This is a genomic window from Thalassotalea profundi (assembly GCF_014653195.1).
GTDB classification, from domain to species: domain Bacteria; phylum Pseudomonadota; class Gammaproteobacteria; order Enterobacterales; family Alteromonadaceae; genus Thalassotalea_B; species Thalassotalea_B profundi.
This window is the reverse complement of record NZ_BNAH01000001.1, coordinates 218548-234266: the sequence shown is the minus strand read 5'-3', so window position 1 is coordinate 234266 and position 15719 is coordinate 218548. Positions and strand designations below refer to the sequence as shown.

Here is a 15719-nt window from a genome sequence, read left to right as displayed (position 1 = left end):
GTTACTGAATATAAAAATCGGAATAAAAGTAACATAATGCATCACCCTACTTAGGCAGCGAAGTACGTTTATATTAGTTAAGCACTGATAAAAACAAGAGTGATGCTACAACTTATATGCACATAAACTAAAACCATATAGTTAATGGAGTTATAAACTCATGAAATACAATTTAACGCCCTTGATGCTGGGTGCTGCGATAGCGGTAAGTACAATACTTACAGGTTGTGGCGGTGATGAAGCAAAGCCAATAATTACAGACGTTTTTGAAGATGTCGGCTTATGGTGTAAAAGTCCTTCAATTGTGCAAATTGCCAGCCCTGATTTTTATCCTCTTTCAGAAGAAGATAATGCCGGTTTAGCAGCAGGAAAAGCGGCCGCTAAAGCAGCAGCGCAAGCGGAACAAGGCGACTCGTTTGATGAAGCCGCTTGGGAAGCCAGCTTTAAATATGAAAGCCTAGATCTTTACAGCATTTTAGGATTAACCCTCGAAGAAAAAGAACGACAAGCCATTGCAAAAGAAGAAGCCAGAGCCTTCAAAATAGGTCAAGGTCAAGACGTTATCTACGGTGAAGCCTTTGATGAATGGTTTGAAGAGTGGTTTGCAGCAATTCCACCCGCAAACTATTTAGGTCCGTCGCAACGTATTACTCGCTCGGTAAACGCAACAACCTCTGCAATGGACGGTCAAGAAATATGTTACACTCCGCCACTTTCGTGCCCAAATTACAAAGTAATTGATGAATCAGGAACATACGAATGTATTATTCCTGAGCAAAACCCTATTGATGGTGCCCCTGCTCCAGCCTACTTAGCAGGAGCAGGTGAAGCTGTTGCTTATTATCTTCATGAAGATCATGTAGTAGGTGCTGACAATAGCGCTCTTTATGAAAACGTAGTGGTACACACTTGGAACAACGATGACTGTACTGCTTATGCAGAAGACAGTATTTCGCCACAGTGGGGGCAAAGCCCAGCAGTAACTACAGCAATAGATGATAATTACGGTAAATATTGGGTATTAAATTTAGTAGATGAACCCAGTAACTGCGGTAATATTATTTTTAACGATACGGTTACAGGTAAAAAAATATCCGAAAATGATTTAACCATGCCTATTGGCAATTCTGGTGATATCGTTTTTCATAATCTAGATAAAAATGCTTATGCCAGCGACGACTTCCCCGTTAATGTTTTAGACGGATTATTCTTAATTAACCAACATCCTTTTTTTGGTGCTGAAGCTTCATCTGGCCTGAAATCGTGTGGTTGGGGTATGGCAGCAGATGACTCTGGTGAGCTATGTTTAGGTGAAAGCTTAGTTTGTCCTGCTGGCACTATTGCTGTTGGCGTTGGCACAGCAGATATTGCATCTAAATGTGTCACCTTATTTGAGCCTGAAAATACCACACTTTATATAAAAGGTGGCTTTAACGGTTGGAGTGCAACAGCTGATGCAGAGTTTGAATATACTGAAAATGGTCAATACCGTTTAAATTATCTTTACGATACAGATTGTGAAATTGTAGAGCCAACTGAAGAAAGTGATGGCGAAAATTGTTCGGTTACACACCAATACAAAGTTGCAGATGCTGACTGGTCAGAACCAGCAAGTTTCGGCAGTATTAAAGGTGGCGATCAATCTGCGGTTGGTACAACAATATTAATGACTGTAGGTGAAGGTGTCGGTCAAAATATGTCTGTGGCTATGGAAGAAGAAAAAATCTACCAATTCTTAGTCGATGCTTCTGATACTTCTGCGGTAACACTAACAATTAATGAAGTACCTGTTCAAGCGTTTCCAAGTATTACTATTGGTGGTGAAACACTTGACTTAGCTTATAGTTCAGATGGTAATTATGTATTAAGAAAAGCTTTAATGGCTGAAACATATAACTTTACTATAGCTGACGAAGCTGCAGGTTTTTCTGTTGGTGCTGTAGATACTAACAACATCGTAACTGCAAGCACACCTTTAGCTTTAGCACATGATGGTGGAGCTTTATCATTCACGCCTTCTTCCGCTGCGGAGTATGATTTTATATTGAATCTTTCAAATCCTGAAGCGCCAAGCCTTGAAATAAAACCCGCATTACCATTTGGCACTACGCCAGTATTCATTCGTGGTTCTATTAATGGTTGGTCTTCACCTGCTGCCGATGAAATAAAATGGAATGCAGATACTCGTAGTTATAGTGTTTTATATGGCTTAGAAGCTGGTGGCAATCATGCCTTTAAATTTGCAGATGCTAATTGGAGCACAGTCAACTTAGGGTTTAACGAAGTAACTATTTCTTCTGATTCAGATGCCATTGCTGTTGTTGATGACGGTGGCAATATGCGTGTTGTTGTTGACGAATCTTCAACCTATAAATTTGAAGTTATTTTTGCATCAGCTAACCCGGTAGTTAAAGTATCAAAAGCACCTTTATACTTGCGTGGTAGTATTACTGACTGGGGTGCATCAAATGCTAACCAATTACAATTCATGCCTGTAGACGCTAGTAATACAGCTGAAACTTCGCGCACTTATTCAATGGAAGTAACTATTAGTAACGCCGGTGAATTTAAAGTAGCTGATGAAGGCTGGGGGGGTACATTGGGTTATAATTACGGAGTTGAAATTGCCGGCACTAAAGTTGAGTTAGGTGTACCATTAACGCTAGTCGCTTCAAATAACAATATAGGGATAGATTTACCCGCAGGTACCTATATCTTTGCTTTTGAAGATGGTGTAACTAAAACAATGACTGTGACGACTAAGTAATTTAATTAACAACACTCAAAATTATATAAGCTCACTCATTTAAAGCTCTACTGTAAAAAGTAGAGCTTTTTTCATTAAATTAATTTTTAATATTATTAAATCGCAAGACCGATGAACTAAAGCCCAACCTACAAAATGAAATACAAAATCAAGATTAACGCTCTGATATGTAGGTCGGCATTTATGCCGACAAAACCGAGAAATAACCTAATTGAATACGTATGTAGACGCTATTAAGCCATTACACAACCCTATAGCATGGAGTTAATTTAAAACAATAACAAATCAAAAATTAAACAGAGGATACGGTTGTGAATACTCCAACAACGAAATCAACATACCTTACACCTTTTTATAAAACTCTCTCATTTAGCTTAGTATTAACCTTATCTGCATGCGGGGGCGGTGGTTCTAACGAAAGCAGTCAACCAACTCAACCTCAACCGCCTGAAAATAGCGCACCCACAATTAACCAATTTTCAGTAGATTCCACAACTGATTTAACTGTTAATTATTCATGGGCTGTTACCGATAGTAATAATGATGCTTTAACATGTGTATTATCGCCGGGGGCTAACTTAGCCGACATAGCAATCAATGACTGTAAAACTACAACAACTCAACAAGTAACATACACAGCCGCTGGAGATATTACTGCTCAATTAACCGTAACAGATACCAGCAATGCAACAGCTAACAAAGCCCTTAACTTAACTGTTACGGATCCTAATCAACTGCCGTCACCTATTGTTAGTGCGAATGACAACCAATTAGTTATTTTTTATAACCGTCCCAATAATGATTACGACGGTTGGATTTTACATTTATGGAATAATGCAGAATGTGATGCCTATAATCAGTTTAGCGCCGATGGCGGAACTGACTGGGCAACAGGTCAGGCACAATCAGGTATCGACCCAAATTACGGCGCATATTGGCTAATTGAATTAAAAGACAACAATGCAACCTGTGCAAACTTTATCGTTCACAAAGGTGATGAAAAAGACATTGGCGGCCTTGACCACAAAGCTGACTTAACCGGTGAGCGAATGATTTGGACATTAAGTGGTATCAGCGACTTATATGCAGAAGCAACATTATACCCTTCTGGCGTGTTAATCGAAAATATCGCAGCCCATTGGGTTTCACCTACTGATCTGCTATGGAATACAAACACCGCTAACAGCAATAACGTTAACAAAGTTAGAGTGTATTCATCTGACACTGATGATATGCACTATGATGGTGAAACCGGTATTGCAGGCAATAACTATATTGAGTTTACGGCAAATAATAGCTCAGAGCATCCTGCCACAGTGTTAGCGATTCCTCGCTATCAATCACTTGAAGCCTTTTCTGTCAATTCAGTTGATATTGCTAAAGTAAAAACTATGCTCAAAGGTAAACTTCTAGCGATTGCTTATAACGACAATGATAAAGTTCTTGCAGCCACTTACGTACAAACGCCACAAGTATTAGATCAGCTTTATACTAAAACCAGTAATGATGCCGATGAAGCAACACTTGGGCTAAGTTATTCTGGCGGTAACATTAATAGTGCCTTATGGGCTCCTACGGCTAACAATGTTGCCTTAAAAATATATGATGCAGATAAAAATTTATTATCAACTCAAGCGCTAACTTTTGATGCTCAAACAGGTATTTGGAGAACAGCCATTACAGAAAGCAATGATCGTTTATTCTATCGTTTTGCTTTAACGGTTTATCATTCACAAAACCAAAAATTTGAAACACTTGAAGTGACCGATCCGTATTCGGTATCACTTTCCACTAATGGCGAATATTCACAATTTGTCAATTTACAAGACGATGACTTAAAGCCTGTAGATTGGGACACTCATAGCATCCCAACTATAACCAATAAAGAAGATGCGATTATTTACGAAGGTCATATTCGCGACTTTAGCATTCGCGACCAAAGTACCAGTGCAGCTCATCGTGGCAAATATCTTGCCTTTACCGAAACTAATGCTCTGCCAGTACAACATTTATCAAAGCTTGCTGAATCAGGCTTAACTCATTTTCAAATGCTACCCGCTAATGATATTGCCAGTATAAACGAAGATGAAGCTACCCGTATTAACTTAAATAATACCGTTGATGAGTTGTGTGATATAGCACCAAATACTTCAATTTGTGCTGTTGAAAACGGCGGTGCAACTATTTTATCGGTTTACCAAAGTTATGACCCTAGCACCTCAAACGCACAAGCATTAGCGCAAGAACTAAGAAGCTTAGACAGTTTTAACTGGGGCTACGATCCAAAACACTTTAATGTGCCAGATGGCAGTTATTCTACAAACCCTGACGGCAGTGCGCGTATTCTAGAAATGCGCGAAATGAACCAGGCACTGCATCAATTAGGGCTGCGTGTCGCCCTAGACGTGGTTTATAACCACACTAGCTCTTCTGGTTTATGGGACAACTCGGTATTAGATAAAGTAGTGCCAGGTTATTACCATCGTCGTAATTTAATTACCGGTAATGTTGAAGCCGAAACTTGCTGTCAAGACACTGCACCAGAGCATGCAATGATGCAGAAGTTAATGGTAGATTCACTCGTACTATGGGCAACAGAATACAAAATTGATGCCTTTAGATTCGATATTATGGCGAATAACTCAGTTGACTCAATTATTGCAGCGCGAGAAGCTGTATTAGCCATTGACAGTGATAATTATTTTTATGGCGAAGGTTGGACTCGACAAGACAGAGGTTACCAACAAGCACAACAGAATAATATGGCAGGCACAGAAGTTGGTACGTTTAATGATCGCCCTCGCGATACTATTCGTAGTGCGACATTGTTTGATAGTAACGGATCATTAAGCGATCAAGACACTATCAGAATCGGCCTTGCGGGTACATTGGCTAATTACCAACTACAAGATAAAAACGGTACGGTGAAATCAGGCAGTAACTTTTCACAGTCTGCTTATGCTAAAGACCCTGCCGATATTATCAACTATGTGTCTAAGCATGATAATCAAACCTTATGGGATCAATTACAGTATGGTTTTGCTGATGAGATGACTCTTGAGCAAAGAGTAAGAGCGCATAATATCGCCGCAACACTCCCCTTATTAAGCCAAGGTATTCCATTTTTTCAATTAGGTGGTGATTTAATTCGTTCAAAATCAATGGATCGCAATAGTTATGATAGCGGTGACTGGTTCAACTTTGTTGATTTTACCAAAACTACTAATAACTGGAATATTGGCTTACCTTTAGCTGAAGATAACCAAGATAAATGGACAACCATTGCTGATATTATCGCGCTTAACTCAACCACAGTAACCTCTACTGATATTGAATTAGCTTCAAGTGTATTTAATGACTTTATTGCTATTCGCAGCGCTAGCCCACTGTTTCGTTTAACCAGCGCACAAGATGTTATTGATCGTGTTGGTTTTCATAATACCGGCATTGGCCAAACAAAAGGCTTAATCGTAATGAGTCTTGATGATGGCGTAAATGATAGCGGTCCAGCTTTATCCGATATTGATGAAAATAATGACGCTATTGTTGTAGTGATTAATGGCACTACGCAAACCCAGTCGCCGAGTATCGCTAGCGCTAGCGGCTTTACACTGCATTCAATTCAACAAAACTCAGACGATACCGTAGTAACTACAGCCAGTTTTACTGAAAATACCAACAATGGCACCTTTACTGTACCAGCACTGACAACTGCAGTATTTGTTAAAGTGCAAACAGGTGCTCAAGATTATGGCTTACCTGCTGATGTTACCTTAAATGCACCAGATACCGCACCTTATGGTAACACTGACCTTTATATCTCAGCTTCATTTAATGATTATGGTAATAATGGTTATACAGCCGCCGATAAATTTACGTATGACGGTAACGGTATTTATAGCTTAACCACTACATTAATAGCTGGTACGCAGTCTTTTATTATAGCTTCACAAGATAATACCAGCGTTAATTTAGCTTATAGCGATGTAACTATCACCAGCGGATCAGTGTCAGTAAGTAACAATAACGATGAATTTGAATTAGCAGTAACCGCTTCAGGCAGTTACACTTTTACCTTAGATGCCAATAGTTCAGTACCCTCGTTAGCCATTCAAAATAAAATGCCTACCGTTGATTGCACAGCATTGCCTGACTCAACTGATAATATTCCTTTTAATATTAATGGTGGTGGTGAGCTTTATGTGCGTGGTAGTCATTCTGGTTGGAACGCTGAAGAAGCTTACCGTCTGCACTACAAAGGCAACAACATTTATCAAGCCGTTGCTGACTTTAGTGGTGAGCTTCAATTTAAACTCGCCTCCGATGATGGCAGTTGGACTACACAATTATGGGCACAAGCAGCTAACAGCAACGACATAAATGATCAAAACTTAAATATTGGGGTTTCATATCCTGTCGCTTATAACGATGCGGGTGAAAGTAATAACTTAACCAATCTCACCGCTGGCAGTTATAGCATTAAATTAACGTTAAACAGCGCTAATCCTAGCAAAGGTTTTAATGTGGGTAGTTTAATCATTCAACAATGTCAGCCATAAAATAACGCTGAGCCTGAACACTTGAAAATGAACGTTAAAAGCTTTTGGTTATTCACCAAAAGCTTTTTTCGTCTAACAAACAATAACGTTAACTCTACTAAAAAGTAATAAAGCAGCGGGTTACAATAGCGACAAAACAACATTAGCTATAAACTAGCTTTTAGTTGTCTGCCTTTAACAACTTGTAATAACGACACTTACCCCATAGTGTTTTTAGTGCTAAATCACTCAGAAGATTTATTTTCACTAGCTTCAGTAGGGCCTTCTAAAGACATTTTAAAGTCTTCAAGCTCTTGCTTTAATTTTGCAATTTCATTTTTAGCCGTTATAGCATAAGACAAACCAGACAAACCGAATATAAATCCTAAAATTCCCATAAATTCCATCATATTTTCCTTTTGCAATAGTTATAATTTGTTAACACGAACAAAAGCAATGTATTTTTGTCCTACTTTATCGTCTTATCAGACATACCGCTCAGTTAACACTAAACATACGGCTATGATTGATATGTTTATTAATGCTCTTACAAGCCAATGATGCTCACGATATGAAATACCAAATTTCTTTGTCGCTATAACCATAAAACTCATTAAAATAAACCATGGTGTAAAATAGAACGTAAACTCCCATTTTACCAGGGTTATCGCCGCATCGTGTAATGCTCCACTCACAGCGAAAGTTAAAATAATTGCTAACCCTTTAGGAAGTAAACCGCTCAAGGGCTTCATTATATTACGAGAAAGATAGTAACCCCATATTGGGTTCCAATATTGCCAAAATAAATAGAACGAACTTGCACCTAACGAACGCTTGAGCATATTAGTCATTGAGCCAGATGCGCCCAATGCGACGCCATTACGTCTTTTAACATACTCTGAGAGAGTAATAGTTCTATACATTTTGTTCCTGTATGACTAATGCCCTAACCAGGGCATAAACAAATGACAGTTAAGATGAAAACGTTCAAAACCTATGTGTAGATGTCTCACACCCTGTCCCTTATAATAAAGTAAGAAGCAATAATTTAACCACATTTCCCCTTGGCAACTAGCGTTTAATTAACGTTAAACAGCACCAACCTTAGCAAATATTTTAATATAATGGTTTGAGCATATAATACTGTAAGCCACTAGTTGTAGTTACAATTTTACATTAAACAATAAAACTAAAAGGATAAAGTAAATCAACAGAAAGCTTTTAATTAAATTTTAGTGTAAAATGATCGAGATTCAAGGACGTTGTAAATTTGTCTATCTGTACAAGTATACCTATACATGAAAGTAAAAATAAAAAATAGCTCACTACTTTTTAACTAAGCTACAACTAACTTGATGAAAAAGACAACTGAATGATTAAATATCAACAAATAAACATTCTTACAATACTATCTTTTGGACTCATTTTATTTATGGGTGGCCGAGTTCTAGCAACAGAACTCAACATAGTGACCGAACATTTAGCCCCATATCAAATCGTTAATGGTAATTCGATTACTGGATTATCAACTGAAATAATTGAGGCTACTTTAAATGACACTTCGTATGCATATAAAATTACCTCATACCCTTGGGCTCTAAGCTATAATCGTGCACAGCAAGAAAAAAACACCTGTGTTTATTCTCTTGCTAGAATTCCTAAACGTGAACCCTTATTTAATTGGATCGGTCATATCGTTTCAAGTTCAGTCTCCCTTTATTCCCTTAAAGAAGCTGAAATTGATATTACTACAATAGAAGATGCTAAAAAATATCACATTGCCGTAATGCGTGATGATGTATCCCACCACTTTTTATTATCCAAAGGTTTTAAAGAAAATGAAAATATTTATATCATCAATAATTATAGCGCATTATTAAAGTTTCTAGATTCCTCTGATCGTAATATTGATTTAGTCGTGCTTAATGATGATTTACTAAATAATAGAGTTAATGACTCTAATGAAACCATAAAATATAAAAATGTATTTCAATTTAAAGAATTGACGCTTGATTTTTATTTTGCATGTAGTTTAAACACGAATGTAAAAGTAATAGCTGATTTAAAAGACAAAATGAAAGAATTGGAAGATCATGGTGTTTTTTCAAAGATTAGAAATACCTGGAGAGAAAAAATGGTCAGTTTAATCGATGAATAAAACGCTTTAGGAACGTTTCAATAATAACTCAAAAATCAGTTTTAATTTAAATTAAGCTGAATACGTATGTAGTAACGTCAAATACACTTCACTTTAGCAAGGTTCTACTAGAAGATAGTGCTTATAAAAACAAGATTTTATAAGGTTTTCTATGCTCCGCCATTTGCTTACATATAGCGCACTATCATTATCGCTAGTAATGTTTTCTTGCCCCAAACAAACATTAGCGCAAAGTTTAACGCAATCGTTAGCTGATACTAAAGAAAGCACGCTAGTACAACAAAACTACGATGTAATAAAAGAGATAAATGGCTATTCAGCACACTGGATTTCAATAAATACCTTATTACTTGCTCCTCATTATTCAGCTAATTCAGTTACATTAACAAGCCAGTTTAATGATCAGCGTCGAATGGTGGAATTAACGAAACTAAGTAAACAAAGCCAAATAGCTAAACCACCGCATTTAAAAGCATTTGTCGCCTACCAGATTAACATTAAAGAGAGTGACGCCAAACAATGGTTAAAAAGTGAATTAACGGTGAGTGGGTTTCACGCTAACGTACCTTTTATTACTGGCGTACAAATAGCCCGATTACTCGATGAACTTTATACAACCAAAGATAATGATGCCAACGAAGAATCACAATTAGGTGCCACAATTAACCACAAAAATGTAACATTTAAGCTTTGGGCGCCAACAGCACGTTCCGTTGAAGTATTACTCTTTAACGACAACAAGCAACCACTTTCACCTAGTTACTTATTAATGAATGAAGATAGTAACACTGGCATCTGGCAGGCTTCATCACCTGACATAACATCAGGCAGCTACTATCAGTATAAAGTAACAACTTTTCATCCAGCTAGTGGCAAAGTTGAAAGTATAATCACCACAGACCCTTATTCATTAAGTTTATCAAGCAATAGCGAATATTCTCAGGTGGTTAATTTAAACGCCAGCAATACCCAACCCAAGGGCTGGAAAAATCACCTAATTCCAACGGTTAAAAACCCCGAAGATAATATTTTTTATGAAACACACATTAATGACTTTAGCGCACATGATAATAAGTTATCGTCTAACAACATCCGTGGTAAGTATGCTGCTTTTAGTGAAAAAAATAGCGACGGTATTAATCACCTAAAAACTCTTAATAAAGCGGGAATAAACAATATTCATTTACTACCTGCCTTTGATATTGGCACCGTTAATGAACTTGAAACAAATACCGTAAAGTTAAGTAATACTGTGAAAGACATTTGCCAAATAAAACCAACAACTAGCATTTGCCAAAACAAGCTTGATGAAAACAAAACCTTAGCACAACTATTAACAAGCTTTGATGCTAACAGCGGTGATGCACAAGCTTTAGTAGAAGAACTAAGAACAGTGGATAACTACAACTGGGGCTACGACCCTTTCCATTATACTGTACCTGAAGGCAGTTACGCCCAAAACCCTGAAGGCGTTACTCGTATTGTTGAGTTTCGCCAAATGGTACAAAGTATTCATGAGCTTGGCTTTAGAGTCATTATGGACGTTGTATACAACCATACCCATCAAGCCGGCTTAGAAAAAACAGCTGTACTTGATAAAATTGTGCCTAATTATTATCAACGTTTACACCCTATTACCGGACAAATAGAACAATCTACCTGTTGTGATAACACCGCTACTGAACACGCTATGATGGAAAAATTAATGATAGACTCGTTAGTGGTATGGGCGCGCGATTATAAAATTGACGGCTTCCGTTTTGACCTAATGGCACATCAGCCTAAAACCGCAATGTTAAAAGCAAGAACAACTGTACAAGCTGTTGATAGCGACACCTACTTTTATGGTGAAGGCTGGAACTTTGGTGAAGTAGCTAATAATTCACAATTTGAACAAGCGAGTCAGTTAGCGTTGAGTGGCACTGAAATAGGCACTTTTACCGATCGATTACGTGATGCTGTTCGTGGTGGTGCATTTACGGCTAGCGGCAACGGCATTCGAAAAAGCCAAGGCATAGGCAACGGTTTAGCGACATTTAACAATGAATTAGTTAATAGTGGTAAAGCGCTTAATACCTACACTTTATTAGCAGATCAACTTCGTATTGGCCTTGCGGGTAATTTAGCTAACTTTCCATTAGAAAGTGCTGAGGGGCTACAAGTTACTGGTAAAGATATCCCGTATGGAGATCAACCTGCTGGCTATGCATTCGATCCTGCTGATACAATTAATTATGTATCTAAACACGATAATCAAACCCTATGGGATAATAATCAATATCGTTTACCCTTTGATATGTCTACCCATGATAGAGTGAGGTTTCAACTACTCAGTCTCTCTTACCCTATTTTCGCCCAAGGTATCCCTTTTCTCCACATGGGTTCGGAATTATTACGGTCAAAATCATTCTTACGTGATAGTTATGACTATGGTAATTGGTTCAATAAAGTCGATTTTTCTGGGCAAACTAACAACTACAATGTGGGTTTACCACCCGCTGAAAAAGATCAAGAAAACTGGCAGTTAATTAAACGTATATTGGAAAAGAATCAAGGTAGAGACAAAGTATCTGCAAACGATATTACATTTAGCAAACAGGCATTTTTGTCATTAATAAAAATACGTATGAGTTCACCATTATTTAGGCTTACCAGCGCTGAGGCGATTATAGATCGGATTAAGTTTCTTAACACGGGTAAAAATCAACAGGTGGGTTTAATTGCGATGTTAATTGATGACGAAAATAAAGCAGAGGTTATTGATAACAATAATAGCCAAATCCTTGTGTTATTTAACAGTTCACGTGAACCAAAATCCATGGCATTTAACAATACCCAAGGTTTTATACTTCATCCTGTTTTAGCTAATGGAAATGACAAAATGGTTAAAGAAAGCCAAATTAATTTAAATGCTTTTACCGTTCCAGCACTCTCCACAAGTGTATTTATTAAACCACGCAAACATTAGAAATAAATACCAAGCCCTAGTTTAGGCTTAAATATAACATTTAGTTTAACAGCAGTAATTTATACATAAATTACTGCTTAACTGCTTGTAAAGCATAATAATTAACGTTATAAAAGTAGAAACTACAGTCTTTATATACATTTAATGAAAACGTTTTTAGCCGCTTTACCTTCAGTACGCCCGCCTTTTTTATTACTTGCACCTATTTGTGTAGGTTTTAGTGCCAGCATTGCCAGTTATCAAGAAGCACCATTTAATAGTTTTCATTTTATACTGGCAATTATAGGGGCGTTATTGGCCGCTGTTTCAGTGAATACCTTAAATGAATATCAAGATCATCAAAGTGGTTTAGATCTAAACACTTCAAAAACGCCTTTTAATGGTGGCAGTGGTTTGCTTGGTAAATCACCGGAATTAGCCAGTACTGTGCTACACATATCAATTGTCAGCGCCGTTATTATGTTTATCATTGGGTGCTATTTTAGTTACGTTATTGGCAATAAAATAGTGATTATTGGTGTTATTGGGTTAGCCGTTATTAGCCTGTACACTAAATGGTTAAACAAACTGCCTTCTATTTGCTTAATTTCCCCTGGTTTAGGCTTTGGCGTACTTATTGTACTTGGCAGTTATTATGTGATCACTGGCACTTTAAGTATTTTAGTTTGGCACTTAAGTCTGATCCCTTTTTTATTAATTAACAATTTATTATTAATGAATCAATACCCTGATATTGACGCAGATAAAGCCGCCGGACGAAACCACATTGTAATAAAGTATGGCGTTAACCTTGCTAACATTATCTATTTATTCACCTCAATACTTACCTTACTCACTATTATTAGTTTATACCTTGTTTACCAGCTCCCGATGCTATTTTTAACCGCGTTAATTCCCGCATCATTAACCTTGTTCGCTTTTAAAGGCTTAATAGCTCACCGAGAACGTATAGGCACAAAACCCAAATATATGGTGATGAATGTAATAGCGGCTAATGTAACCCCTATTATTATTTCTTTAACGTTAATGTGATCGTATTAGCTGCTCTATCGTAAAAAGTTTATCTGCTTACTCTGAATACGTATGCAATCTACTCCCCTTTTACTGCAAGTGCTTTATGCTTAATCATCAATCATTATAAAAGCGAATTGAACATGAAGACTTCTTTTAAGCAAGGTGTTTTTCACCAATTATTATTTTGCACACTACTCATTATAAATATAAGTACGACAGCTAACGCTGAATCAGTAAAGCTCAGCTCGCCTAATGGCAAAATCACCGTCACCATTTCAGATGAAGGCTCACCTAACTATGCCATTAACTTTAAAAATAAAACCGTTATAGCGTCTTCTAAATTAGGTATGGCTTTTAAAAATGCACCAGGTTTTGGCGATGGTTTTAAAATTAGTACCATTGAAAAAAATACAACGAATAGCCAATGGGAACAACCTTGGGGTGAGCGTAAAATTGTTACAGATCATCATAATGAATTACTAGTTAACTTTAAACATACAAGAGAAAACGCTAATAACTTTACAGTACGTTTTAGAGCATTTGATGATGGCGTTGGCTTTAGGTACGAAGTTGCCAAGCAAAAAGGTTTAAACAAAGTTGAAATTATTGACGAGTTCACCGAGTTTACTATTGAAAAACCAAATAAAGCGACCGCTTGGTGGATACCAGCTAGGGGCTGGAATCGTTATGAATATATCTATAATACATCAGATATTGAATCTATAGACCGCGCACATACGCCTTTTACTTTTAAATTAGATAATGATACTCATGTATCTATTCATGAAGCGGCGCTAGTTGACTATGCCGCAATGACCATTAATCAGCAACGTCCCGGTAAATTAAAAGCAGATTTAACACCATGGTCTGATGGCATTTTAGTTAAAACCCACACTAATTTTAAAAGCCCATGGCGCACCATTCAAATTAGTCACGATGCCGTTGGGTTGCTTAATTCTGATTTGATTTTAAATTTAAATGACCCGAATAAACTCGGCGATGTTTCATGGGTAGAACCCGGAAAGTACGTAGGTATTTGGTGGGGAATGCACATAAAAGCAAATACTTGGGGAAGTGGGCCAACTCATGGTGCAACAACAAGTGAAACCAAGCGCTATATGGACTTTGCCGCTGAACATGGTTTTTCAGGCGTATTAGTTGAAGGGTGGAATATTGGTTGGGATGGTGACTGGTTTCATAATGGTGATGTCTTTAATTTTACCCAACCTTATGATGATTTTAATATTGCCGCCATCAGTCAATATGGTTTAAAAAAAGGGGTACGTTTAATCGGACATCATGAAACCTCTGGTAATGTTACTAACTATCAAAATCAAATGGAAGATGCCTACGACTTATATGAAAAACATGGCGTTCACCAAGTTAAAACAGGTTATGTTGCCGATGGTGGCGATATTAAACGCATTGATGAAAATGGCATAATTCGTAAAGAATGGCACGATAGCCAATATATGGTTGGTCAATATTTATTAAGTGTAACAGAAGCTGCTAAACGTAAAATTAGTATAAACACGCATGAGCCTATTAAAGACACAGGATTAAGACGAACTTACCCTAACTGGATCTCACGCGAAGGTGCTAGAGGTCAAGAATTTAATGCTTGGGGAACGCCACCTAATCCACCAGAGCATACTACCATATTACCGTATACACGTATGTTATCTGGACCAATGGACTTTACGCCAGGTATATTTGATTTAGGGTTTAATGGCTTAGGTGCTAAAACCAATCGTCCTCAAACCACACTTGCTAAACAATTAGCATTATATGTTGTGCTATATAGCCCTATTCAAATGGCAGCTGATTTACCAAAAAATTATCAAGCAAACTTACCCGCTTTTCAATTTATTAAAGATGTACCCACCGACTGGCAACAATCTAAAGCTATTGCCGGAGAAATAGGCGATTATGTCGCTTTTGCTAGACAAGAGCGTGATGGTAAAGACTGGTTTTTAGGTGCATTAACCGATGAGAATGCACGTGAATTAACGTTTAGTCTTGATTTTTTAGATCCTCACACTAATTACCAAGCTCAAATTTATCGTGATGGTGATAAAGCTGAATGGATTAATAATCCTTACGAGATGATCATAGAAAATAAAAGGGTCACAACCAATGATAAACTCAGCATAAAGTTGGCTACAAGTGGCGGTGTTGCTATTCGCTTTAAAGCACTAAATTAAATAAAAGTTATTTAAGCTAAATAGACAAAAAGTCATAAGCATAGCTGTTTATGACTCTTTAGCATCTTAA

General features: G+C 37.3%; 8 protein-coding genes. 6 read left to right on the top strand and 2 right to left on the bottom strand.

Going from position 1 to position 15719, the window contains the following annotated elements:
* The first annotated feature begins 160 nt into the window (after positions 1-160).
* A complete protein-coding gene (locus IE155_RS01090) occupies positions 161-2767 on the top strand; it encodes a hypothetical protein (protein WP_189376238.1) in 2607 nt (868 codons plus the stop codon).
* 311 nt (positions 2768-3078) lie between these two features.
* Positions 3079-7326, top strand: a complete 4248-nt coding sequence (locus tag IE155_RS01085) for an alpha-1,6-glucosidase domain-containing protein (RefSeq protein WP_189376237.1) — start codon at positions 3079-3081, stop codon at positions 7324-7326.
* A 224-nt stretch (positions 7327-7550) separates the two neighbouring features.
* Here IE155_RS01085 and IE155_RS01080 read toward each other — a convergent pair whose 3' ends face one another.
* Positions 7551-7715 carry a thioredoxin domain-containing protein gene (locus IE155_RS01080; protein ID WP_229816929.1) on the bottom strand — a complete coding sequence of 55 codons (165 nt, stop codon included), beginning with the start codon at positions 7713-7715 and terminating at the stop codon, positions 7551-7553.
* Positions 7716-7790: 75 nt separating this feature from the next.
* Positions 7791-8228, bottom strand: a complete 438-nt coding sequence (locus tag IE155_RS01075; RefSeq protein WP_189376235.1) for an MBOAT family O-acyltransferase — start codon at positions 8226-8228, stop codon at positions 7791-7793.
* Positions 8229-8677: 449 nt separating this feature from the next.
* Here IE155_RS01075 and IE155_RS01070 point away from each other — a divergent pair, with 449 nt between their 5' ends.
* From IE155_RS01070 to IE155_RS01055, 4 genes are all read left to right on the top strand, one after another.
* Complete coding sequence (locus IE155_RS01070; RefSeq protein ID WP_189376234.1) at positions 8678-9463, top strand: transporter substrate-binding domain-containing protein; 786 nt, start codon at positions 8678-8680, stop codon at positions 9461-9463.
* A 151-nt stretch (positions 9464-9614) separates the two neighbouring features.
* On the top strand, positions 9615-12431 hold the full coding sequence (pulA, locus tag IE155_RS01065) for a pullulanase-type alpha-1,6-glucosidase (protein ID WP_229816927.1): 2817 nt from the start codon (positions 9615-9617) through the stop codon (positions 12429-12431).
* Positions 12432-12575: 144 nt separating this feature from the next.
* Positions 12576-13463, top strand: coding sequence for a prenyltransferase (locus IE155_RS01060; protein WP_189376233.1), 888 nt, complete (start codon positions 12576-12578; stop codon positions 13461-13463).
* Positions 13464-13585: 122 nt separating this feature from the next.
* Complete coding sequence (locus tag IE155_RS01055; RefSeq protein WP_189376232.1) at positions 13586-15649, top strand: glycoside hydrolase family 97 protein; 2064 nt, start codon at positions 13586-13588, stop codon at positions 15647-15649.
* Positions 15650-15719 lie beyond the last annotated feature (70 nt).